This window comes from Arcobacter pernae, from assembly GCF_049472135.1.
Taxonomy (GTDB): Bacteria; Campylobacterota; Campylobacteria; order Campylobacterales; family Arcobacteraceae; genus Arcobacter_B.
Window position 1 is genome coordinate 1 of sequence record NZ_JBMOVV010000007.1, and the last position, 25715, is coordinate 25715.

Genomic DNA, 25715 nt, shown 5'->3' on the forward strand with positions numbered 1-25715 from the left:
ACTTACTGTTGGTACTTGATTATTTAAACTAGCATTTGTTGTATCTGCTGTTGTTGTAGTATTTCCTGCATTATCTGTAGCTACTACTGCTATATTTAAATTACTAGCAACTGTTGAACCTGACACTATTGTATATGTTGCTGTCCATGTTCCACTTGAATTTGAAGCTGCTACAGAGCTTCCTCCACCAAATGCTGAGAAATCAACAGTTACTGAAGATACTGTATCACTATTATTATCTCCACCTGCAGTGTTATTCCAAGTTGCTGTAACAGTATCACCTACAATATATGTTCCAGCTGTACCACTTGCTCCACTTATTGAAATATTAGCATCACTTACAGTTGCTAATTCACTATCTACTGTAGCATTTGATGTATCTGCTGTTGTTGTAGTATTTCCTGCACTATTAGTAGCTTTTACTGATATATTTACATTTGTAGTATCTATAGAACCTGACACTATAGTATATGTCGCCGTCCATGTTCCACTTGAATTAGAAGCTGATACTGCACTTCCTCCACCAAATGCTGAGAAATCAACTGTTACAGAAGAAATATCACTATTATTATCCCCTCCTGCTGTATTATCCCATACTGCAGTTACTGTATCTCCAACTTTATAAGCACCACTTGTTCCAGTTGCCCCACTTATTGAAATATTAGCATCACTTACTGTTGGTACTTGATTATTTAAACTAGCATTTGTTGTATCTGCTGTTGTTGTAGTATTTCCTGCATTATCTGTAGCTACTACTGCTATATTTAAATTACTAGCAACTGTTGAACCTGACACTATTGTATATGTTGCTGTCCATGTTCCACTTGAATTTGAAGCTGCTACAGAGCTTCCTCCACCAAATGCTGAGAAATCAACAGTTACTGAAGATACTGTATCACTATTATTATCTCCACCTGCAGTGTTATTCCAAGTTGCTGTAACAGTATCACCTACAATATATGTTCCAGCTGTACCACTTGCTCCACTTATTGAAATATTAGCATCACTTACAGTTGCTAATTCACTATCAACTGTTGCATTTGATGTATCAGCTGTTGTTGTAGTATTCCCTGCACTATCAGTAGCTTTTACTGATATATTTACATTTGTAGTATCAATAGAGCCTGACACTATAGTATATGTCGCTGTCCATGTTCCACTTGAATTAGAAGCTGATACTGCACTTCCTCCACCAAATGCTGAGAAATCAACTGTTACAGAAGAAATATCACTATTATTATCTCCACCTGCTGTGTTATTCCATGTTGCAGTTACTGTATCTCCAACTTTATATGCACCACTTGTTCCAGTTGCTCCACTTATTGAAATATTTCCATCCGTTACTATAGGAGCAGTTGCATCTATACTATCAGCATTTTGAGTTATAGATGTATTATAAGTAGCACTATTATTTCCTGCAGAATCTGATAAAATAAAAGATACAGGGATACTATCTCCAGCAGCTCTATTTGTATCTGATGAAGTTACAGTATATGTTGCACTATAATTTCCTCCTCCATCATCTGTAAAACCAGTTACAGCTACGCCATTTACACTTCCACTATTTAAAGTTAATCCTGCTTCACCTGCTGTTATACTTACAGTCACTGCATTACCTATTTTCATAGGTGAATTTGGAATAGTTACATTTGTAATTACTGGATTATTTGCATCTATACTATCACTTGCTTGAGATATAGCTGTTGTAAATGCAGCACTTGTATTTCCTGAACTATCTGTTAATGTAAAGTTTACTGGTATATCACTTCCAGCAGCTGCATCTGTACCACCATTTGTTACTGTAAAAGTTGCTGTATATGTAGTGTCATTTGTCTTACTTAAACTTCCAAGGGTAAAGCCACCAATAGTACCACTAATAGCACCACTTCCAGTAGTATAATCATCACTATCACTTGAGACTGTGATTGTTACTGTTACTACATCTCCTACTTTCATTGCTGTATCTGGAATAGAAACTGATGAAATTGTTGGGGCTGTTGAATCTGCCGCACTCCATTGTGCGTATAAAGTAGTACTAGATGAAATAGAAATATTTTGTCCATCAGAATAGGTAGTTCCACTTCCATCAGAATTAGTATTCCAACCAGAAAAAGTATATCCTGTTCTTGAAAAACCATTAGATGTCAAAATAACACTTGTACTATTACCACTTGTAACAGAACCACTTGTAACACTAGATGTCGAACCAGAATCAGAACCATTACCATCAAATGTGATAGTATATGTTGTTGTTGAATCACAATCAGAATTATTACCACATGCGGCACCAGAATTAGGACCACTCATACAAGTGTTAAAAAAAGTACTACAAATATAAGCAAATTTTTTACGTTCAGAGATATCACCTGAAAACATACTTTTATTTTCATTAGTTGGTTTTATTAAGTCATTGTTTTTCAAAAAACTAAGAACATCATCATTTTGTTCTTTACTATTTTTTTTATTTTGATTTATTTTACTAAAACTGTTAAAGGGGTCATTAAAACTACTTTTTTCAACAAGTTTTTTTGACTCAACAGCAGCAGCTTTAAACTTCTTTCTACTACTTGAACTATTTTTTAGATTACTTGCTATTGCAGGTGAACCTAAAAAAACAAAAGGCAATATAGCCTTTGCCAAATCTTTTTTTGTCATTTCTTACCTCTCTACTACTTTATTTTAATTTATTTAAAAACTCTTGATAATTTAATCTTTTCCCGTTTTTATCATATAAACTTGGTGTTCCTCTTACAGCCAACTCTAGAGTTAAACTGATATTTTTTTCTAACTCCTCACTTTTTTTATTTGAAAAAGATTTATACTCTTTTGAGTTATTTATAAGTACATCTTTTAAAGCCTCATATCTATTATCTTTTGATAGTATATAATTAGACATAGCAACTGCTTCTTTATGAAAAGCAAGTGGATATAAAAAGTAGTATATCTTTACTTTATCTTTTATATCTAGATTTGATAACTCTTTTTCAAACTTTTTACAATATGGACACTCAGGATCAGTAAAAAGATAATACTCTTCTTTTCCATTTCCATAAGCAAAGTTAGCAAACTTTTTATATTTACTCATATCTCTTTTTATATATAAAGGTTCATTTACACTATTTTCTATTGCTCTACCAAAAAAAGTATATTTTAAATCCTTAGTCATATAAAACATCAATGCCTTAGTACCTTTAGGTGTATTTCTTGTACCTTTTAATAAATAAATAGAATCATACTCTCTAAACTCATTTACTTCTATTCCATTTTGTTTTACAATTTGTAGATTATTAAAAAACTCTACATCTTTATTTTTAGCCCATATTGAGGATAAAAACAAACATAAAATCAATATATACTTCATAGTTTTTCCTTTGTTAAATTTTTAAAATCAAATATATGTCTTGTAAGAGAACTATCCTCACTTATAATCTCAGGATTTATACTATCTGGAATAATTGCTACATCATAAATCTGGTCAACATCTCCATCAAACTTGATATATCCAATCACGCTATTATCTTCTAAGTTTATCATCCAAACTCCTGCATAAGTTTCATTATACTCTTTAGATATTGGCATAGGGTTTTTCATATCACTTACTCTTACTTGAGAAGTTCCTACAAACATAATCCCACCATAAAAGTATAAACCTCTTGTAAAACCTTGAAGTTTTACGATTTGTGTTCTTTCTTTGGTTATTGGATTGTATTTAAATACTGTTCCATACCCTGAATCACATACATAAACTTCTCCATTATACACTTTTGGTGAATGAGGCATAATCATACCATCTATTAAAATCTCATTTGTATCTACATCTATAAGTGTTCCATCATAGATTTTTGTTTCATTCCATGAGTCTCTTGTATCTTCTTTATTAAAAGTAGTTACATACTTTGGTTTACCATCAAGCATTGCCATCCCATTTAGATGACATCTATCCTCAGGTACTAACTCACTAATAAAAGGAGGCTTCCATCTTGCTACAAAAGAGCTATCAGGACTTAATGTACTTAAACATGAAAAAGTAGAGTTCACTACCCAAAGACCTTCATCTCCCCATGCTATATCATGGATATTTATCATTCCTGTAGTAAGACTTGCTCTATGAAGATATAGTGAGTCAGCTTTTTTTATCTCAGAAAGCTCTTTTTCTCTTTCATCTTTAAGTCTTTGCATCTCTTCTTTATCTTTTTCCAAAACTTTTTTTGTAAAGTTTCCAGTATTATCTAAAGAACCTTTTTTTATACTTTCAAGTACTTCATCACTTCTTCTAAACTCAACTACAGATGTTAAAGTTCCTAAAGTTATCCTATCTTCATCTACATAAACGCCCATAGGTCTTGGGAAAGCTTTTAGATTTGTATCAAGATTCCCTTCTTCATCACTTCTTACAAGAATCAATCTCTCACTTTGATAGCTTGTAACTGCAAGTGATATATTCAAAGCTTTTAAAATCTTTGGAAAGTTATCACTATATGTGCTAGAAAAATCAAATTTATCCTCTTCATTTTCTATATTAGTATCTACCATTTAACTCCTTTTTTAAATTTATTATTAAAGTTTCTATTTTTTCATTTGGATTTTGAGATATTTTAAGTGCCAATAAGCCAGAAAAAAGTGGTGCACTAGCACTTGTACCTCCAAAGTTTCCATAGTTATTATTAATTTTTGTTGTTTTTATATTTGTTGGAAGGATAGTATCTACAACATCTCCATAATTACTATATTTTTTATTTGTTCCTATAGTTATAACTTCAGGGATTGAAGCTTCTGTAGAGAAAGACTCTATTTTTCTTGAATCATTACCAGCAGCAAAAACAACAGCTGTATCTTTTGATATGCTTTTTATTACATCATATATTGGTTCTAAAAGAACTGGTGAATTCCAAGAACAATTTATAATATCTGCACCAGCTTTTTTGGAAACGGTAAAAGATATAATAGTATCAGATGTAGTATTTGTAGTTTGTCTTATAGCTATAAGATTTGCTTCTGGTGCAATTCCATTGACACCTACACTATTATGCTGAGCAAATATTATACCTGCTACTTGTGTGCCATGGTTATCTATCTTTAATTTTGGAGAAGAGTTCAAGTTTTTATTATCACTATCATAAGAAAATAGTACATTTACACCTTTTAAATCCTCATGCACTAAATCAAAGCCATCATCAATAATAGCTATATTTACACCTTCTCCTTTAGTATTTTTCCATAACTTTTTTAGATTGAAATCTGATACAATATTAGTTGCTTTAAAACTATTTTTTACTTTTTGTTGTAAAATATTAGGCTGAGCATAAATTATAAAATCTTTTTTTTCTAGCTCTTTTGCATAAGTTAATGAATCTTTAACTTCAACTAAAAAAAGATTAGAGTCTTCTAAAAAAGCTATTTGTTTCAAAGGTTTGTCTAGTTTTTCTAATAGCTGTTTTTTATTAAGTGTTGTTTTTATAATCACACTTGGTAATACTTTAAAGTTTTTACATACTTTATTATTAAAGTTGTTAATACAAGTAGTAGCATATGTTATACTAAAAATAGTACATAGAATAAAAATAATTTTAAACATCAATTATTCTTTAGATATTCTAATATTTTGTTAACTGAATCTTCAATTGACAAGTTTCTTAGTATAATTTCTGGTTTTTTAGGTACTTCATAATTAGAGTCAACACCTGTAAAGTTTTTAACTTCACCTGCTCTTGCTTTTTTATATAAGCCTTTAGGATCTCTTTTTTCACATACTTCTAAAGGAGTATCAACAAAAACTTCGATGAATTCATCCTCTTTTACTAAGCTTCGTGCAAATTCTCTTTCTTTTTCAAAAGGACTAATAAATGCAGTTATTACAATAAGACCTGAATCAACTAATATTTGAGATAAATGTGAAACTCTTCTTATATTTTCGATTCTGTCACTATCACTAAATCCTAAATCACTATTTAGAGTATGTCTTAAGTTATCTCCATCAAGTAAATATGTTTTAAAACCTTTTTTAAAAAGTTTTACTTCAAGTGCATTTGCCAAAGTTGACTTTCCACTTGCACTAAGACCTGTGAACCATATAATCAAAGGTTTTTGTTTTAGATTTTCTTCTCTATCTATTTTTTTTATACATGTTTTATGAATATAAAGATTTTTTGATGGTTTAATATCTAACATATTTATCTAATAATCCCCTACTTTTATTATTAGATAATAATACCATGTTTTTACTATTAATAGATAAGAGCATTATAAAGAATTAATATTTTTTATATAAAACTTATTTCTCCCAAGAAATCAAAGCCCACTGTACAAACTCATCTTTTTGTTTTTTTTCTAAATCTAAAGTATCATAATAGTTTTCAAGTCTTTTTATTTCATCTTCACTTAGTCCATCTATACTCCATGAAACTGATTCTATAAACTTCTCTTTTGAAGTATAAATACTACTTCTTCCTTCACTTTGTATGAAATTTACTGAGGCATTTATTCCCATTTGATATAAGATATTTAGTACATAAATATAATCTGGTTTTTTTATTATTTTTCTTTGCATTGCATCTAGTATTTCATCTGATACAAATGAGCCACCTTTTTTATATGAAATTATTACTTTTTTATTTGCTTTATTATTTAGTTTTGTTAAAGCCTCTTTCATATCTTTTACTTCCATTGATCTTGAGGCTATTACTAAATCTGCATTTGGTACATCATCCCAAGAGTCATACCATGATTTATTTATAGTTTTTATGTTTGATATATTTTGTTCTTTTGCATTTTGACTTAAGATTTCAAGCATTTTTGGTGAATAATCCAAACAGTAAACCTCATCAAGCTTTGATGAAAGCTTTAAAGATAAGTTTCCAACTCCACATCCTACATCAAGTAAGCTATTTATTCCTTCTAAATCAAGTTTTTCTAAAAACTGTTCATTATAAATAGACTTATGAACTCTTTTATTCATAGAAGGTGCTTTTTCATCCCACGCTTCTTTTCCCTTTGCTTTAAAAGACGTAAGCTCTTTTTGTTTTATATACATTTCATTAAAATTTATATCTTCATATTTCATATTTTTCCTTTGAAAAAGAGAATATCAAATAATAAATTAAGAGAAAATATATTATTATGCAACTAAGTTGCAATTAATAAACTTTTAAATATGATTCCAATTATTATTATCTTAAAGGAATTACATGAAAAAAATATTTATTATTGCATTATTAGCAATTTATACTATATTAAATGCAAATAGTCTTAAAATAATCGGACCACTTGAAATAAAAGGACTTGAACCAAATAAAGCGGGTTACTTATTTGCAAGACTACAAATAGGTGAAAATTTAATCACTATAGATGAAAAAGGTCAATTAAAACCCGCCTTAGCTACTAGCTGGAAAAATTCAAAAGATGGCTTAACTTGGACATTTAAAATCAGAGAAAATGTGAAGTTTCATGACAACACAGATTTAGATGCAAACATTGTGGCTTTCAATCTAAATAGAGACTCTATTCTAAAAAAAAGTATTCTAAGATACCTTCCAATACAAAAAATTGAAGCTTCTAAAAAATATGAATTAAAAATAAAATTAAGCTCAAAGGTTAATATACTTCCTGCATATTTTGTTCACTACAGCACACTTATATTGAGTAAAAACTCATTTGATGATGAAAAAAAAGTTACTAAATTTATAGGGACAGGTGCTTTTGAGATTACAAATATAACAGCACCTTTAGCTATAAATGCAAAAAAGTTTGAAAAATGGTGGGGAAACTCAAACGAAGTTAGTAAAATCACATACACAGCTGTTGGAAAAAATGAAACAAGAGCTTTAATGATAAAATCAGGAAATGCAGATATTGCTTTTTCAATTCTTCCAATTTCACTTAAATCTCTTAAAAAAAGAGAAGATTTAAATATTCAAACAGTAAAAATCTTTAGAACTAGAAAGCTAAAGGTAAATGCAGGAGATGAAATACTTAAAGACTTAAATGTAAGAAAAGCTATAAGTTATGCTATAAACAGAAAAGCTATCTCTAAAGCTATCTTACAAGATGAATCACTAGCAGCTACTCAAATGTTTCCAAAAGAACTTATTTCTTGGCATAATAAAGATATTGAACCACTAAACTTTAATATAAAAAAAGCAAAAGAACTTCTTGAAAAAAGCAATTGGATAGAAGGTAAAGATGGTTTTGTATATAAAGATTCCAAAAAACTACAATTAGAACTTATCACATATCCAAACTGGCCGGAACTTCCTATTATTGCTACTGCTATTCAAAATCAATTAAAACAAGTAGGTATTGATTTAAAAGTATCAGTTACAAATGCTTCAGAGGTTGTGAGAAGACATAAAGACAATTCTTTACAACTAGCACTTATTTCAAAAAACTTTACTCTAATTCCAAATCCATTAGGTGTAATCTTACAAGCCTATGGTGAAGGTGGTAATGATTGGGGTGCAATGAATTGGGAAAATAAAGAAATGTTTAAAAATCTTCACTCTCTATATGAAAATGAGAATCTTGCATTACAAAAGAATGTAAGTAAAATTTTAAATGAGCAACTACCTGCTATTCCTGTTACATGGTCGAGTTTAACAGTTGTTTCAAATAAAAAAATCAAAAACTTAAAAGTTGATTCTTTCGAAATCTCTTATAACTTAACAGACATTACATTTAAATAAAGGAATAAACTTGGGAAATATCTTTTTAAAAAGAGTCTTCCAAGTTGTAATAATAGCCCTAATCTCAAGTAGTATTGGATTTTTAATGATGCACTTACTACCAGGAGATATGGCTATGAGAATTGCAGCAGGAAGATATGGACCAGACGGTATTACAGCAGAAATAGCTCAAAGTGTAAGAGATGAACTTGGATTAAATAGACCTTTATATGAACAATTCTTTTTATCTATTTACAACTTCTTAAAACTTGATTTAGGATATTCATTAGTAAGTGGGCAGAGTGTTATAAATGAGTTAAAAGTACAATTAGGTTATTCACTTTTACTGACACTTAGTACATTTATAGTTTCACTTATTATTGCTATACCTTTAGGTATTTATACAGCAACTACAAAATTAAGATTCATAAATACAGTTTTTATGTATATATCTATAATTATTAAAGCTATTCCACCTTTTGTTTTGGGTTTATTACTTATACTTGTTTTTAGTATTTGGTTTAACCTTCTCCCACCTGCAGGTTTTGATAGTTGGAAAAACTTTATACTTCCTTCACTTACATTAGCATTAGGTTTAGCAGCTGTATCAAACAGATTAATCAACAACTCAATGAATGAAGTTCAAAACTCATCTTATTTCAAATATGCGAGATATAAAGGTTTATCAAAAAATAGAACTATAAAAAGACATGGAATAAAAAATGCTTTAATACCTCTACTATCTTTTTTAGCCTTACAATCAGTCTATTTAATTGAAGGAGTAGTCGTAGTTGAAACTATTTTTGCTTTTCCAGGAATTGGGCATGCACTAGTTCATGCAATAGTAGCAAGAGATATTCCAATGATTCAAGGAACAATATTTATTATGGGCTTACTTTTTGTTCTAATCAATCTATTAGTAGATATTTTATCTTATATTTTAGACCCTAGATTAAAGGAGAGAAATCATGCAAAATAGCAAAAAAAGTTTTTATTTAGGAGCTTTTATTTTAATAGTTTTAGCTTTTTTCTCAATCTTATCACAAATGATTTTTTACTATGAAAGTGACCAACAAGACTTAATGAATACTTTTGCAAACCCTAGTTTAAATCATCCCTTAGGAACAGACCAATATGGAAGAGATGTATTAATCAGAATAGCACAAGCTACACAACTATCATTTTTTTTAGCTTTCATTACAACTATAACAGCCCTTATTCCAGGATTAATATTAGGAATTCTTGCAGCATATAAAGGTGGAATTATAGATAAAATATTAAACTTCTTATGTGATGTGCTATTAGCATTACCAGGATTACTTTTAGTATTAATCTTTTTAGCTTTTTCTCCTGGAAACTTTTTATTTTTGTATTTAGGACTTGCACTTACTCTTTGGATAGAGTTTTTTAAAGTAAGTAGAGCTAAAACAAAATCTCTTTTAGTTGAACCTTATGTTGAAGCAACAAAGTCACTAGGATTTAATTTCTTTTATATTCTAAAGAAACTAATTTTACCTAAGCTTCTTCCTTTAGTTTTTACAATAAGCACATTTTCAATGAGTACTGCAATAATTGCAATTTCATCATTAAGTGCAATTAGCGTTGGATTAAGACCTCCTACTGCAGAACTTGGAAGTATGATTGTTGAAGTTTTGCCATATTATGAAGAAGAGCCTTTTTTAGTACTACTTCCATCATTAGTAATCTTTCTAATAGTTTTAAGCTTACAACTAATGTCAGAAAGGAGTGAAAATGTCTAAAAATATTAGAATTAAAAACTTATACATTTATTCAAAAGAAAAAACATTAGTTGAAAATATAAACCTAGAAATAAGTGTAAATAAACCCTTGGTACTATTAGGAGAATCAGGTTCAGGAAAATCTTTAATTATTGATGCGTTAATGGGTGTCTTACCAAAAGAGTTAAAAGTTAAAGGTGAGATTCTACTAGACGATATAGACTTGCTAAAACTAAGTAAAAAACAAAGACAAAAACTTTGGGGAAAAGAAATCGCTTTATTACCACAAGAACCTTGGCGAGCTTTAGACCCAACCATGAAAATAAAAGAACAAATAAAAGAAGTAAGACAGTTCGTATATAAAGATAAACATAGTAAAAGCCGTGTACAAAAAGAGCTAAAAGATGTAAACCTTGAAACCTTTGAAAATGCCTACCCTTTTGAACTTTCTGGTGGAATGTGTCAAAGATTAACTATTGCTATAACTCATTGTCAAGAAGCTAAAGTGATTTTAGTAGATGAACCAACTAAAGGTTTAGATAGAGAACTTTGTGACCAAGTTTGTGAAAAACTTCAAACTCATATAAAAGAGAATAAACTTCTATTTATAATTACCCATGATTTAGATATAGCAAAAAGTATAGAAGGTACACTTGGTATTATGCTTGATGGAAAACTAATCGAATGTAATACAACAAAAGAGATATTCCAAAATCCACAAAAGAAGTACACCAAAGAACTTATTAACTCAGAAGCAAAATTTTGGCAAATAAACAAATCTATTCCAAAAGATGAAGTTATAGTAAAGATTGATAATTTATCTAAAAGTTTCAAAAACAATCATCTTTTTAAAAATATCTCTTTTGATGTTAAAAAAGGTGAAATTGTCTCAATTATAGGGAAAAGTGGAAGTGGTAAAAGTTCCCTTGGAAATATAATACTTGAAAACCTAGAGCCATCATCAGGAGAAGTTATAAAGAACAGCCAATATACAAAAGCACAGTTTCAAAAAATTTATCAAGACCCTCCAAGTGCTTTTCTACCTGAACAGATTTTAAAAGATGGCTTTGATGACCTATTAAAACTTTATAATATAAATGAAAATAAACTAAATGGATATTTAAAAGATTTTAATTTATCAGAAGATTTATTACAAAGAAAGCCAGATGAAATTTCAGGAGGAGAACTTCAAAGATTATCTATTATTAGAGTTTTATTACTAAATCCTATTTTTATATTTGCTGATGAGATTAGCTCAAGACTAGACCCTATTTCTCAAAAAGAAGTTCTTTTTTTATTAAAGAAAGTTGTACAAAAAGACTCTTTATGTGTTTTACTTGTAACACATGATATTCAAATAGCTAAATCACTATCCAATAAAATCATAGATATAGAAAAGTTTAAATAAAGAAGATTTATCTTCTTTATTTTAAAAACTCTCTTATATTATCAGCTACCATTTCAAGAAGTCTTGTTCTAGCTTCAATACTTGCCCAACCAATATGAGGAGTAAGTAACAGTCTTTGTTTATTTTGTACTTTTAAAAGTGGATTATCTTCAAGTATTGGCTCTTTTGAAACTACATCTATTCCCGCATAAATCTCTTTTTCATCTAAGATTTTTGCTAAATCTTCTTCATTTATGATGCCACCTCTTCCAAGGTTTAATAATATAGCTTTATCTTTCATCTTTGACATATTTTCATAGTTTAATAAATCTTGCGTGTTTTCATTTAAAGGACAATGAATAGAGATAATATCACTTGTACTTAAAAGCTCATCTAACTCAACTCTTTTATACTCACTATTTGAGTTTTTCCCAGAAGTAGAATAATAAACCACTTCACAATCAAAAGCCTTTGCTTTTCTAGCAAAGTTTCTTCCAATATCCCCAAGACCTATAACACCTACTCTTTTATTATCAAGTTCATAAAAAGGTTTATCTATATGAGTAAAGATTGGTGATTTTTGCCAGTTGCCATTATCTACATATGACTTATAATAATCAAGTTTTGTAACAAAATGAAAAATCATAGAAAAAGCAACTTGTGCAACAGATGAGCTTGAATATCCTGCTACATTTTTAACAGCTATATCTTTTTGATTTGCATATTGTAAGTCTACATTATTCATACCAGTTGCAGTTATACAAATAAGTTTCATAGTTGAGTTATCCATATGAGAGCTATTTATAACTACTTTATTAGTAAGAACAATATCAACATCTTTTACTCTATCCTGTGTTTGTTCTTCACTCGTCATATCATAAACTATTAGTTCACCAAACTGTTCAAAAATAGATACATCCACATCATTTCCAAGTGTTGCTCTATCTAATATTGCTATTTTCATTTTTTTCCTTTGCTATTTTTTTAATCTTATCTTCTTTTGACTATTTAGTCAAGTAAGTTTATATAAAAAAAGCTTGACACAATGCCAAGCTTTAGACTAGTCTTTTTTTACCCAAACCTTGAAGTTCCAAGCAGGAGAAGTTATATTTCCTTCTTCATCTTTTATAGCTTCATACTCTCTTTGTTCTTGTAAATCCCAAGTTGAAAAGTCTATTTCTTTAAGATAAGCATCTGCTTTACCTTCATAATCAACCTCTGATAAATACATCTTATCAACATAGTCAAATAAAGTTTCGTAAATATTTGCTCCACCAATTACAAATAGTTCCTCTTCCCCATTTGCTCTTGCAAAATCAAAAGCTTCTTGTGCATTACTAAAAGTCTCTACACCTTCATGGGAAAAATCTCCTCTTGATAAAACAAGTGAAGTTCTATTTGGAAGTGGTCTTCCAATACTTTCAAAAGTTTTTCTTCCCATTAAGATATGATGACCTGATGTGATAGCTTTAAAGTTTTTAAAGTCTTCACTTATATGCCATAACATCTGATTATCAAGACCAATTTCCCAGTTTTTACCATAAGCTACAATCATTGAGATTTTCATATTATTCCTTTAATTTACACAGCCATCACAGCTTTGATTGGTTCATCACATACATAATCAACTAATTCAAAATCTTCCATTTTAAAGTCATTTATATCTTTAATATCTAGATTTATTTTCATAGTTGGTTTCTTATGTGGTGTTCTTGAAAGTTGTAGATTTACTTGCTCCATATGATTTGAGTAAATATGCGCATCACCAAATGTATGTACAAAATCTCCTACTTCAAGCTCACATACTTGTGCTATCATCATAGTAAGTAGTGCATAAGAAGCAATATTAAAAGGAACTCCTAAAAACACATCTGCACTTCTTTGGTATAACTGACAAGATAGTTTTCCATTTGCTACATAAAACTGGAAGAAAGTATGACATGGAGGTAGTGCCATATTATCAATCTCTGCCACGTTCCAAGCATTTAAGATGATTCTTCTACTATCTGGATTGTTCTTGATTTGATTTATTACAGTTGCAAGTTGGTCATGTGCTTTTCCATCAGCACCCATCCATGATCTCCACTGAGAACCATATACAGGTCCTAGCTCTTTTACTGTATCAGAGTTTTCATAACCTAAATCTTTTCCTTGAGCATCTGCATTTGCTGTCCATACAGTTTTTTTACCAATAAGATTTTCTCTTTTATCCCCAAAGTGAATCTCAGCAAGTCTTCTTTCATCCGTACTACCCTCAATAAACCATAAAAGCTCAGAAATAATAGCTTTTAAATGAGTTTTTTTAGTAGTTACTAAAGGAAAACCTTCACTTAAATCAAATCTCATTTGATAACCAAATACAGAAGTAGTTCCCGTACCTGTTCTATCCTCTTTTGTTACTCCATTGTCTAAAATATGTTGTAATAAGTCTAAATATTGTTTCAATTATTTTCCTTCTTAAAATACTCATACAAATATAAGTATTGTCTTAGTTCTTTTAAACTTTCATACTCTAAGCCTTGTTCTATCCATTGTGTTATTTCAGTTGGAATTTTAATAGGCTCTAATAACTCTTGTTTTTTGTTTTTTGAAAGCTTTTTATGTTCGTATAATAGTGATATATGGCTTAATATCGAACTAATCCCTAAATCTCGAATTTGTGCTATTTCTTCTAGAGTTTTTTCATTTTCAATTAACTCTAAAGTTTCCAAATAAGTCTTTGTTAACTTCTTTGAAGGAGCTTTATTTTCAAGCTCTTCCTTATTCTCTTCTTTTATTTTTTGACAAGCTTGTAAAAAAGCATTTCCATACTTTTCAAATCTTACTTTTCCAACTCCATTTATTTCAAGAAACTCTTCTTTTGTAATAGGAAGTTTTTGACTTAATTCTTTTAGGGTTTTATCTCCAAAAATCACATATGCAGGAACTTCATTTTCATTTGCTATTTCTCTTCGCAGAGTTTTAAACTCCTCAAAAACCTTATCATCAAAGCTTAATTCTAACTCTTCCTCTTCTTGTTTTACTAAAAGTCCAAGTTTATCACTATCTATGAAAAGTTTCTCTTTTCCTTTTAGTATTTTCATTCCTAAATCAGTGATTTTCAAAGCTCTAAACTCGCCTAATTCTAAGGCTTGTATGTCTATAAGCTTATCACAAATTGCTATCCACTCATTTTTACTTTTTTGAGCTCCTATATTATAAACACTTAACTTATCATGACCAAACTCTAAAAGCTTTTGATTTTTTGAACCTCTTAAAACATCAACTATGTGATTTATTCCAAATCTTTGTTCACATCTAAAAATAGCTGAAAGAAGTTTTTGAGCATCTACACTTACATCTACTTGCTCAACCTCTCCTTTTGTACAGTTATCACATAAGGTTTCACAATTAGGTATTTCATCTTCAAAATATGAAGCTATGATTTTATGCCTACAGTTATTTGAGACACAATACCTATACATAAACTCAAGCTTTTCTAAAGATGTAGATTTATAGCCATCATCAATTGCTTCTTCTATTTGTATTTTTCTTTTTACCTCATCAGCTTTTGAATAAAGTAAATAAACATAAGACATTTCACCATCTCTTCCTGCACGCCCTATTTCTTGATAGTAGTTTTCCAAAGTTTTAGGCATAGAAGTATGTAATACAAATCTAATATTTGATTTATCAATTCCCATACCAAATGCAATAGTAGCAACAACTATATCAACTCTTTCATATACAAAATCTTCAAAAACTCTATTTTTCACATCTACACTAAGACCTGCATGATAAGCTGCTGCTTTGTAGTTTTCATCACATAAAAACTTAGCAATACTTTCAGCCTCTTTTCTTGTAAAAGTATAGATTATTCCACACATTCCCCTATGAGTTTTTAGAAAGTTTAGTATTTGTCTTTTCCCATTTGAAACTCTTGGTTCTACTTTTATATCAAGATTATCTCTTTTTGTTTTTGCTCTAAAGTGTTTTGGATTATTTAGTCTTAAACTATTTGCTATATCAGCTTCTACTTTTTTTGTAGCAGTTGCTGTAAATGCACATATAGAAGTATTTGGGAAAAACTGTTTTAATCTATCAAGATTTCTATACTCAGCTCGAAACTCATGTCCCCAAGCAGAAACACAGTGAGCCTCATCTATTACAAAATAGTTTATATTTACTCTTTGAAGAACACCTACAAACTCATTTGAAGTAAATCTCTCAGGAGCTACATATAAAAACTTTAGCTCACCTTGCAAAAGCTTTTGTAAAGTAAAACTGTTTTCATCACTACTTTGAAGGGAACTAATCATCTCAGCACTAATATTTAAATCATTTAGTACTTTAACTTGGTCTTGCATAAGTGCAATAAGTGGAGAGATTACAACTGTAACACCAGACATAAGTAAAGTTGGAAGTTGATAACAAAGTGATTTTCCACCACCTGTGGGAAGAATAGTTAATACATCTTGCTTATTTAATATTGTATCAACTACATCTTCTTGAAATGACCTAAATTTCTCATGTCCGAATATATCTTTTAATACTTCATATTTTTTATTCATGATGGCATAGTATCATAGTTTATTTTAATTCATATCTATTCAATAACTTTTATTTTTTACTTATCAAAAAATAAAAATCTACACAAAAATAGACTTTTTTAGTATTTAATCAAATCTAAATTGATTTTAAAAACGTCATCAATTCTTCTACTTTATTTAACTCAAGTTGCATAAATTTATCTCTTGCACTTTTTGCTTCTCCATCATGCAATTCAATTGCTTCTTTTATTGAACTTGCTCTACCATCATGTAGAAATTTTGCACCCTCTTTTTGTTCAACAATTCCTATTCCCCATAAAGGTGGTGTTCTCCATTCTGAACCTGTTGCATTTTTTTCTTTTACGCCATCAGCTAAGCTCTCACCCATATCATGTAAAAGTAAATCTGTATATGGATAGATTTTTTGATTACTTAAACTTGCAAATTTGCTACTTATTCCTGTTGTCATTGAAGGTCTATGGCAAGAAGCACAACCTATAGTTTCAAAAATCATTTCACCATTATCAAATTTTTCTTGATTAGAAATTCTTCTATTAGGTACTCCTAATGCACTCATAAAATCAACTATAGCTTGAAGTGAAGTTTCTGTAACTTCTGGAGTTCCACCATTTTGTTCTTCAGAACAAATTGTTTGATTACTTGTACAATTCTCTATAGGATTAACTGAACTTGTAAGTCCCATATCTTGATGCAATGCTCCTGCATTTTGAGTTCTTAAACTTGAATTTATTGCTTTCCAACCAAATCTTCCAATTTTTTGTTCACCCTCTTCAAAAACCCAATGAGCTCTTCCTGAAACTCCATCACCATTTGAATCATTTATATCTTCATACTCTAAAATTGTCTCTTCAGAAATTAAATCTAAAAGTCCCATTCCTAATAAATGAGGAGATATTCTTCCTCCTATATTAAATCCGTCACTACTTAAATCAAAAGACCATTTAATGTTAGATTTATACTTGAAATACCATTATCATCTCTAGCCATACCTGAAAATGTCCAGTTTGTAGTTGAAATACTAATATCATTTGATTGATCCATATTTGTCTGCAATGTCGGTTTTACAGATTTAGCACTAAAAGAGATAGTTATATCATCATTGTTATTACTATCATAATTTTCTATTTTTGATACTTTTATAGTGATAATATACTGCTCTGATTCTGTTAAGTTTTGTGTTGGAATTATCTCAACTGTATCATAATCATACTCTAAATCATATTCTAAAATATTTCCTTTAAAATCTGTTAATATAAAAATATCTTTTTTTATGTCATCTTTTTTTATATCTTTTGTAAACTCAATGTCAAAAGATGAGTCATACTCAACTTCATAATCTCCATCTTTTATTGATGTATTTTTTATTTCTAAGATTGTATCATCTTCCACTACCTTATGATGCTTTAATACATTGCTTAAGTGTCTTTTTACATCTGCTTGTGATACTTTTGAAAAGCCCTTTTCACTTAATAAAGTATCAACATCAATCTCATCAACGTTTTTATTTGATTGTTCATTGAATTTTTCAAAATCAGCTCTATTAATTTCAATTTTATTTGTTGTATTATCAGAATCTAAAGATTGTAATAGTGTTGCAATTTTTAAAACTTTTTCATCATCAACGTTAGTTCTATCTAATCCCACTAAATCTTGGATAAATACTTTTCCATCACTATTTAATGAAGTTATTTCACCAATTTTTATATTTCCTAGATAGAATTCAACTGTACCATCAGTGTATGGGAATTCACCATTTTCATTTGTATAACCAGTGTTTTGGCCATTAACATATTTTATTCCTGAAACCACATCATCTATAAATACTCCATTTTTAGAAGTGCCATCAGTAGCCTGAGAGCTACTGTTTCCACAACCAATAAATAAAATAATTGATATAGATAATATTAATAATTCTTTTAATCTTATTCTCATTTATTTCCTTTGCTTATAATAAATGGAATTTTAATGAATATAAAATTAAATATTTCTTAATATTGATAATTGTTTTCAATATTAAGTATTTATAAACACAAGTCTTTTTTAAAGACTTATATTTATTTTATTAATTAGTTTTTAAAAGATTAAGGTAGTTATGTAATTGATCAATACATATATCATAATATTTAGAATCAGATGATTTTTTAGCAGTTGTTAGACCACCTTGAATTGTCGCCAAAATAAACATTCCAAGTGCTTTAGTATCAGTGTTTTGTTTTATCTCACCATTTTTCACAGCTCTATCAAGAGCTTCTTGGAAGATTGCTTCAAATTTAAAGTATGATTGTTCTAAAGCTTTTTTGAAATCCTCATCTTGATTTGATAATTCATGTACAAGGTTGTTTAGTCTACAACCAAAACAAAAATTATATGAAGGTTTATCTGTTAATACACCCATGATAGCTTCTATCATATTTTCATTGCTTTCTAAAATAACTCCATATTTTTTTGCTATATATTCATCAACATGAACTTCTATAATTGCTAAAATCAACTCTTTTTTTGACTTGAAAAAGTGATACATACTTCCTTTATTCATTGAAGCTTTTTTGAGTATCTTATCAACTGATGTTGCATGATAACCGTTTTGATATATCTCTTCAAATGCGACTTTTAATAACTTGTCTCTACTATTCATACTTATTTTCCTTTACTTACTTAAAGCTACTTTAATTCCAAGGCTTATTAAAACTACACCAACAATTCTGTCAAACCATACACCAAAAGAGTTAAAAAAACCTCTAACTTTTGAATGACTTAAAAATAAAGATAAGCAAACAAACCAAATAATAGTAGCAAACATACAAAACAAACCATAAATAGCTTGTATATACATTGGTGTATCTATACTTATAACTACTGTAAACATTGATAAGAAAAATAGCGTTGCTTTTGGATTTAAAGCATTACATAAAAACCCTATACTAAAAGACTTAAAATCACTAATATTCTCTTTATGCTCAATATTATTGTTTTGAAGTTTCATACCTTTTGATTTTAGACTCATTACTCCTAAATAAATCAAATAAGCAGCACCTAAATATTTAACAATATTAAATAAAACAATAGATTTTGAAATAATAAGCCCAATGCCTAATAAAGTATAAACCACATGAACAGATACTCCAAGTCCAATACCAATACTAGAAAATATTGAAGCTCTTTTTCCATATGTTACGCTTTGTTTTAAAATCATTGCAAAATCAGGACCTGGTGATAAAAGTGCAATAAATAGTGCCCCAGCAAGGATTAAGAACTCATTTATATATAAACTATATTCAAACATACTAATTCCTTCTTTGTCCAGATTTTGGTTCACTAACCTCTTTTTGTAAATCTAAACTTAGGTTATGGTAGAAAAGTTCTCCATAATCAGTTGTTCTATTTATAGTTTCGTAAGCTTGCTTAATATCATTGTTATATTTTAGTGCCTCTTGCAAGATCTTAATAATCTTTACTGACTCTAAAAAGTTTACATGAGAAGGTGCTTCAATAGGAGAGCTATAATATTTATGCATTCGCTCAACTAAGTTCTTATTTCTGATTTCAATAAATACAGACTCAATTGGTGATTTAAAGAAAAGTATTTTTTGCTTTACATTTATAGATATATATGTTGTTTCCATTCCATAGATTTTTCTAGAGAAACTATCAAACAAAAAAAGCTTTTTATTATAGTTATTGTTAAATAGCTCATATATAAGCTCTAAAATTTTAATTTTTTCTTCTTTGGTATAGAAGTTTCCAATACTTGCAAAACAAAAAGATAATACAGATTTAATAGAGTACCATTCAGTTGTATCATAATCATATCTTAACATCTGTTCAATTCTTTTTTGTTTTAACTCTTCTATATCTTTTGATGTTTTTGTTCTGTACACTTTTTGTACGGCAGTATCTCTATACATAGGTCCAGGAAACTGTGCTTGAATAACAAATCTTCTATTTTTTTCCACATCCATAATATATTTTAGTCTACCATGATAGTCTTCATCTATAATTCTTACTTCCTTTTGAGGTATCTGAGTAATAGATTTTAAAAACTCTTCATCTGTACAACCATCTTCCCAAATATAATCTGGATACCTAAAAATCTGACAAATTTTCTCTTTTACATCATTACTTGGTTCTACCTCTGTAACATTATCAATCCATGATGTAACAGTTCTTCTATCCTTGTTGATTAAAGAAGCAAACTTTGATATACTTAGGTTCGATCTTTTGAATATCTCTATAAACTTATCTATTGAGCTCTTATAATTCATTTACATTCCTTAGAATTAACTTTATCCTATATTGTACCATTTTAAAGCATAAGAACAAATATTGTACATTTTATATCTTTTGTAAAAAAAGTTGTGTTTTCTTATACAAAAATCATACACTACTGCTATGTCTAAATCATGTATAATAATACTCAATTCAAATTAAAGGATGTGTATGAGCGCAGGAAAAAAATTTAGAGAAGCACTTAAGGAAGAATCTCCTTTACAAATTGTAGGAACAATTAATGCATACCAAGCATTACAAGCTACAAGAGTAGGACACAAGGCGATTTACCTTTCAGGTGGAGGAATTGCAAATGCATCTTACGGTTTACCTGACTTAGGTATGACTATGATTGAAGACGTATGTATTGATATTAGAAGAATTACTTCTATTTGTGATACGCCAGTAATCGTAGATGCTGATACAGGTTGGGGACACGCATTCAACGTTGCTAGAACTGTTAAAGAATTTATCAGATCTGGAGCAGCTGGATTACATATTGAAGATCAAGTAGCTGCAAAAAGATGTGGACACAGACCTAACAAAGAGTTAGTATCTACAGAAGAAATGTGTGACAGAATTAGAGCTGCGGTTGATGCTAAAATGCAATTAGACCCAGATTTCTACATTATTGCTAGAACTGATGCACACGCATCTGAAGGTCAAGAAGCTGCAATCGCTAGAGCTAAAGCTTATGTTGAAGCTGGTGCAGATGCAATCTTTGCTGAAGCAGTTCACACATTAAAAGAGTACAAAGAGTTTACTGATCAAATGGATGTTCCAGTATTAGCAAACATTACTGAATTTGGTGCAACTCCAATGTTCACAACTGAAGAATTAGCAGAAGTTGGTATTTCAATGGTTCTTTACCCATTATCAGCATTCAGAGCAATGAACAAAGCTGCATTAAATGTATACCAAGAGTTAAAAGATAAAGGAACTCAAGAAGGTGTATTAGATACTATGCAAACAAGAATGGAACTTTACGATATGTTAGGTTACCATGATTATGAGCAAAAAATGGACGAATTATTTTCAAAAGGTAAAGCTAAGTAATTAGCTTGCCTTTACAAAAAGCACAAATATAAAATTATAATTTAGAACACAAAATTTAAGGAGAGAGAAATGAGTGGTTTAGCAGGTGTTACAGCAGGTCAATCATCAATTTGTACATGTGGATTAGGTAATGGTCTTAACTATAGAGGTTATGATATCGCAGATTTAGCTTTAAAAGCTGATTTTGAAGAGGTAGCATATTTATTATTAGTTGGTGAATTACCAAACGCAAAAGAACTTAAAATGTTCAGAAGAAAAATTATTGCAGGTAGACAATTACCAGCTTCTGTTAAAGAAGTTTTAAAAGCAATTCCAGCTTCATCTCATCCAATGGACGTTATGAAGACTGCAACTTCAGCTTTAGGTTGTATTGAGCCAGAAGCAGAAGATTTCTCTGATCAAATGGACAAAATCACTAGATTATTAGGTGCATTCCCATCATTCTTAGTTTACTGGCACCACTGGCATGTAAACGGTAAAGAGATTGAATTAGCATCTGATGAAGATACAATTGCTGGTTACATTGTAGAAAGATTAAAAGAAGTTAAGCCTCTAGATGTAGAAGTTAAAGCTATGAATGCTATGTTAACTTTATATGCTGAGCACGAGTTTAATGCATCTACATTCGCAAACAGAATTACTGCATCTACTTTATCAGATATCTACTCTTGTATGACTACTGGTATTGGTACTTTAAAAGGTCACTTACATGGTGGAGCAAATGAAGTAGCAATTAAATTCGTTCTTGAGTTTGATGATGTTGATCACGCATTAAAATCTGTAGATGAATTATTCGCTAGAAAAGAAAAAATTATGGGATTCGGACACAGAGTATATAGAGAAGTAGACCCAAGATCTCCTATCGGATTCGAATTAGCTAAAGAATTAAAAGAGTTAGAAACTTCTGACCCTAAATTATTCGATATCGCTAAAGCAATTAGAGATAAAGTAAAAGCTGAAAAAGGTTTACCAGATAATATCGACTTCTTCGGTGGATTAATTTACCACTACATGGAAATCGAAAGATTATACTACACTCCATTATTCATTATGTCAAGAGCTGCTGGATGGGCTGCTCACGCATTTGAACAAAGAGCAAACAACAGAATTATCAGACCAAGTTCAGAGTATACTGGACCTGAGCCAAGAGATTTCGTTGCTTTAGAAGACAGAGCATAATTCTTTCTTCTCCCCTTTTGGGAAAACAAGAAACATAAAAAACTTACATAAAAAAATTAGTTAGCCTCTTTTGAGGCTAATGCAACACAAGTGCCACATACAGTGGATAAATTTCAAAAAAAGATTTAGCACTGTTTGGAAACATAAATAGAACTAAAGTTCTAAAAATTAAAAAATGGATATAAATAATGACAAACGAAAAATATCTTAAAGACCTTGATGGTGTAGATGGTGTTAAGTATTATGATGTTAAATCAGCAGTAGAAGATATTACTCCTGGTTCATTTGAAAAACTTAACTATACTTCAAGAGTTTTAGCTGAAAACTTATTAAGAAAGTGTCCAAGTGAAGATTTAGAAGATTCACTAGTACAATTAATTGAAAAAAGAACTGACAAAGATTTCCCTTGGTTCCCATCAAGAGTTATTTGTCACGATATTTTAGGTTTAACTGCATTTGTTGACTTAGCAGGATTAAGAGAAGCTGTTGCATCTAAAGGTGGAAACCCAGATAAAGTTAACCCTGTTGTACCTACTCAATTAATCGTTGACCACTCATTAGCAGTAGAGTGTGGTGGATTTGATCCAGATGCATTCCAAAAAAATAGAGATATTGAAGATAGAAGAAATGCTGATAGATTCCACTTCATTAACTGGACTAAAGAAGCATTTAACAACGTTGATGTAATTCCTCCAGGAAATGGTATTATGCACCAAATCAACTTAGAAAAAATGTCTCCAGTTGTTCACTTAAATGATGGTATAGCATCTCCTGATACATTAGTAGGAACTGACTCACATACTCCTCACGTTGATGCACTTGGTGTAATCGCTGTTGGTGTTGGTGGATTAGAAGCTGAAAACGTAATGTTAGGTAACCCTTCTTACATGAGAGTTCCTGAAATCATTGGTGTTGAAATTGTAGGTGAAAGAGCACCTGGAATTACTGCAACTGATATTGCATTATCAATGACTTCATTCTTAAGAGAAAACAATGTTATTTCTGCTTACTTAGAGTTCTATGGTTCTGGTATTAAGTACCTTAACTTAGGTGATAGAGCAACTATTGCAAACATGACTCCTGAATATGGTGCATCTGCTGGTATGTTCGCTATTGATGATCAAACTATTTCTTACTTAAGAGTAACAGGTAGAGAAGAAAAGCAATGTCAATTAGTTGAAGCTTATGCTAAAGCAAATGGATTATGGGCTGATTCTTTCGAAAATGCTACATACGCTAGAACAATTCAATTTGACTTATCTAAAGTTACGAGATCATTAGCAGGTCCTTCTAAACCTCATAAATTAGTTCCTACTTCAACTTTAAAAGATGAAGGAATTGTAAAAGAGTGGACTCAAGAAGGTGATTTAATACCAGATGGTGGTATTTTAATTGCTGCTATTACTTCTTGTACAAATACTTCAAACCCAAGAAACGTTATTGCTGCAGGACTTGTAGCTAAAAAAGCAAATGAGCTTGGATTATCAAGAAAACCATGGGTTAAGTCTTCATTAGCACCAGGTTCAAAAGTAATTGAAGTTTACTTAAAAGAAGCAGGATTATTACCTGAATTAGAAAAATTAGGATTCGGTGTAGTTGGTTTTGCATGTACTACTTGTAACGGTATGTCTGGTGCATTAGATCCAAAAATCCAACAAGAAGTAGTTGATAGAGATATCTATTCAACAGCTGTATTATCTGGAAACAGAAACTTTGATGGAAGAATCCACCCATACGTAAAAGAAGCATTCTTAGCATCTCCTGCATTAGTTGTTGCATATGCATTAGCTGGTACTGTAAGATTTGATATTGAAAATGACTCTTTAGGTAAAGATGCAAACGGTAATGACATTAAATTAGCTGACTTATGGCCATCAGATGCTGAAATTGATGCAATTGAGAAAGAGTACGTTAGACCAGAAATGTATAACGCTATTTATGAGCCAATGTTCGCAAGAGATGGAATTGCAGGTATCAAAGCTGAGCCATTCTATAAATGGAATCCAAATTCAACTTATATTCAAAAGCCACCATACTGGGAAGATGAATATATGCAAATGCCAGCATTAAAAGGTATGAGACCATTAGGTGTATTCCCTGATAATATCACTACTGACCACTTATCACCATCAAATGCTATCTTACCTGATTCTGCTTCTGGTGAGTACTGTATCTCTAAAGGTCTTCCAATTCCTGACCTTAACTCTTATGCAACACATAGAGGGGATCACAATACAGCATCAAGAGCTACTTTAGCAAATCCAAAACTATTTAACGAAATGGTTAAAGATGAAAATGGAAATGTTAAACAAGGTTCATTAACTAAGATTATGCCAGAAGGTACTGAGTCTAGAATGTGGGAAGCTATTGAAGAGTATAACAATAGAAAACAACCACTTATTATCATTGCTGGTACTAACTATGGTCAAGGTTCATCAAGAGACTGGGCAGCTAAAGGTGTTAGACTTGCAGGTGTTGAAGTTCTTATTGCTGAGTCAATTGAAAGAATTCACAGAACTAACTTAGTTGGTATGGGTGTATTACCACTTCAATTCAACGAAGGTGATACTAGATTTACTTACGAAATTGATGGTTCTGAAACTTTTGATATCGAAGGTGAAATCACTCCAAGATGTGAATTAACAGTAGTTATGACAAGAGCAAATGGTGAAGTTGTTAAATTCCCTGTATTATGTAGATTAGATACTTCTGCTGAAGTTGAAGTTTACAAAAATGGTGGTATTTTACAAAAATTCGCTAAAGATGTTGTTGCTTCTGGAAACTAATCTAGATTAACATCTTAAAATTTTAAGGGCTTTTGCCCTTAAAATATTTGTTAAAGAAATCAAAAGATTTTTTTAATAAATATTTATTTAAAACA

22 protein-coding genes are annotated in these 25715 nt (G+C 30.2%); 7 read left to right on the plus strand and 15 right to left on the minus strand.

Translation table 11 applies throughout. From position 1 onward, the window contains the following. The 6 genes from ACH5BF_RS09000 to ACH5BF_RS09025 form a co-directional block, all read right to left on the minus strand. A partial coding sequence (locus tag ACH5BF_RS09000) for a beta strand repeat-containing protein (protein ID WP_423273879.1) occupies positions 1-2655 on the minus strand: 2655 nt, incomplete at its 3' end. Between the two features lie 19 nt (positions 2656-2674). After that, the gene (locus tag ACH5BF_RS09005) at positions 2675-3361 is read right to left on the minus strand and encodes a DsbC family protein (RefSeq protein ID WP_423273881.1); all 687 of its coding nucleotides are present in this window, start codon (positions 3359-3361) and stop codon (positions 2675-2677) included. Continuing rightward, a complete protein-coding gene (locus ACH5BF_RS09010) occupies positions 3358-4533 on the minus strand; it encodes a TIGR03032 family protein (RefSeq protein WP_423273882.1) in 1176 nt (391 codons plus the stop codon). The genes ACH5BF_RS09005 and ACH5BF_RS09010 overlap by 4 nt, the downstream gene beginning before the upstream one ends. Continuing rightward, on the minus strand, positions 4520-5575 hold the full coding sequence (locus ACH5BF_RS09015) for a S8 family peptidase (RefSeq protein ID WP_423273883.1): 1056 nt from the start codon (positions 5573-5575) through the stop codon (positions 4520-4522). Before ACH5BF_RS09015 ends, ACH5BF_RS09010 begins: the two co-directional genes overlap by 14 nt. Next, positions 5575-6168, minus strand: a complete 594-nt coding sequence (cysC, locus tag ACH5BF_RS09020) for an adenylyl-sulfate kinase (RefSeq protein WP_423273884.1) — start codon at positions 6166-6168, stop codon at positions 5575-5577. The genes ACH5BF_RS09015 and cysC overlap by 1 nt, the downstream gene beginning before the upstream one ends. 103 nt (positions 6169-6271) lie before the next feature. Further along, positions 6272-7060, minus strand: a complete 789-nt coding sequence (locus ACH5BF_RS09025) for a class I SAM-dependent methyltransferase (protein WP_423273885.1) — start codon at positions 7058-7060, stop codon at positions 6272-6274. 124 nt (positions 7061-7184) lie between these two features. Here ACH5BF_RS09025 and ACH5BF_RS09030 point away from each other — a divergent pair, with 124 nt between their 5' ends. From ACH5BF_RS09030 to ACH5BF_RS09045, 4 genes are read left to right on the plus strand one after another with little or no spacing between them, the layout of a single operon-like run. After that, on the plus strand, positions 7185-8678 hold the full coding sequence (locus ACH5BF_RS09030; protein ID WP_423273886.1) for an ABC transporter substrate-binding protein: 1494 nt from the start codon (positions 7185-7187) through the stop codon (positions 8676-8678). 10 nt (positions 8679-8688) lie between these two features. After that, the gene (locus ACH5BF_RS09035) at positions 8689-9636 is read left to right on the plus strand and encodes an ABC transporter permease (protein ID WP_423273887.1); all 948 of its coding nucleotides are present in this window, start codon (positions 8689-8691) and stop codon (positions 9634-9636) included. Continuing rightward, positions 9626-10417 (plus strand): ABC transporter permease, encoded by a 792-nt coding sequence (locus ACH5BF_RS09040; protein WP_423273889.1) that lies wholly within the window; start codon positions 9626-9628, stop codon positions 10415-10417. The genes ACH5BF_RS09035 and ACH5BF_RS09040 overlap by 11 nt, the downstream gene beginning before the upstream one ends. After that, entirely contained in the window at positions 10410-11804 is a 1395-nt protein-coding gene (locus ACH5BF_RS09045) for an ABC transporter ATP-binding protein (protein WP_423273891.1), read from the plus strand. Before ACH5BF_RS09040 ends, ACH5BF_RS09045 begins: the two co-directional genes overlap by 8 nt. 16 nt (positions 11805-11820) lie before the next feature. Here ACH5BF_RS09045 and ACH5BF_RS09050 read toward each other — a convergent pair whose 3' ends face one another. From ACH5BF_RS09050 to ACH5BF_RS09090, 9 genes are all read right to left on the minus strand, one after another. Beyond that, positions 11821-12747, minus strand: coding sequence for a D-2-hydroxyacid dehydrogenase (locus ACH5BF_RS09050; RefSeq protein ID WP_423273893.1), 927 nt, complete (start codon positions 12745-12747; stop codon positions 11821-11823). Between the two features lie 96 nt (positions 12748-12843). Further along, positions 12844-13350, minus strand: a complete 507-nt coding sequence (locus ACH5BF_RS09055; RefSeq protein ID WP_423273894.1) for a dihydrofolate reductase — start codon at positions 13348-13350, stop codon at positions 12844-12846. Positions 13351-13364: 14 nt separating this feature from the next. After that, positions 13365-14228, minus strand: coding sequence for a thymidylate synthase (gene thyA, locus ACH5BF_RS09060; protein WP_423273895.1), 864 nt, complete (start codon positions 14226-14228; stop codon positions 13365-13367). Then, positions 14225-16333: a DNA helicase RecQ gene (gene recQ / locus ACH5BF_RS09065; protein ID WP_423273897.1), complete on the minus strand. Its 2109-nt coding sequence runs from the start codon at positions 16331-16333 to the stop codon at positions 14225-14227. Before recQ ends, thyA begins: the two co-directional genes overlap by 4 nt. Before the next feature lie 115 nt (positions 16334-16448). After that, entirely contained in the window at positions 16449-17207 is a 759-nt protein-coding gene (locus tag ACH5BF_RS09070; RefSeq protein ID WP_423273898.1) for a di-heme oxidoredictase family protein, read from the minus strand. 50 nt (positions 17208-17257) lie between these two features. Beyond that, positions 17258-18265, minus strand: coding sequence for an Ig-like domain-containing protein (locus ACH5BF_RS09075; protein WP_423273899.1), 1008 nt, complete (start codon positions 18263-18265; stop codon positions 17258-17260). A 130-nt stretch (positions 18266-18395) separates the two neighbouring features. Beyond that, positions 18396-18968 carry a TetR/AcrR family transcriptional regulator gene (locus ACH5BF_RS09080; protein ID WP_423273900.1) on the minus strand — a complete coding sequence of 191 codons (573 nt, stop codon included), beginning with the start codon at positions 18966-18968 and terminating at the stop codon, positions 18396-18398. Positions 18969-18980: 12 nt separating this feature from the next. Beyond that, the gene (locus ACH5BF_RS09085; protein WP_423273901.1) at positions 18981-19616 is read right to left on the minus strand and encodes a LysE family translocator; all 636 of its coding nucleotides are present in this window, start codon (positions 19614-19616) and stop codon (positions 18981-18983) included. A gap of 1 nt (position 19617) precedes the next feature. Beyond that, positions 19618-20595 (minus strand): hypothetical protein, encoded by a 978-nt coding sequence (locus ACH5BF_RS09090; RefSeq protein ID WP_423273902.1) that lies wholly within the window; start codon positions 20593-20595, stop codon positions 19618-19620. A gap of 175 nt (positions 20596-20770) precedes the next feature. On the opposite strand from ACH5BF_RS09090, the gene prpB reads away from it, so the two are divergent. The 3 genes from prpB (at position 20771) to acnD (ending at position 25620) form a co-directional block, all read left to right on the plus strand. Continuing rightward, positions 20771-21655 (plus strand): methylisocitrate lyase, encoded by an 885-nt coding sequence (gene prpB, locus ACH5BF_RS09095; protein WP_423273903.1) that lies wholly within the window; start codon positions 20771-20773, stop codon positions 21653-21655. Positions 21656-21724: 69 nt separating this feature from the next. Beyond that, the gene (locus tag ACH5BF_RS09100) at positions 21725-22834 is read left to right on the plus strand and encodes a citrate/2-methylcitrate synthase (RefSeq protein WP_423273904.1); all 1110 of its coding nucleotides are present in this window, start codon (positions 21725-21727) and stop codon (positions 22832-22834) included. 188 nt (positions 22835-23022) lie between these two features. Continuing rightward, positions 23023-25620 carry a Fe/S-dependent 2-methylisocitrate dehydratase AcnD gene (gene acnD, locus ACH5BF_RS09105; protein ID WP_423273905.1) on the plus strand — a complete coding sequence of 866 codons (2598 nt, stop codon included), beginning with the start codon at positions 23023-23025 and terminating at the stop codon, positions 25618-25620. Positions 25621-25715 lie beyond the last annotated feature (95 nt).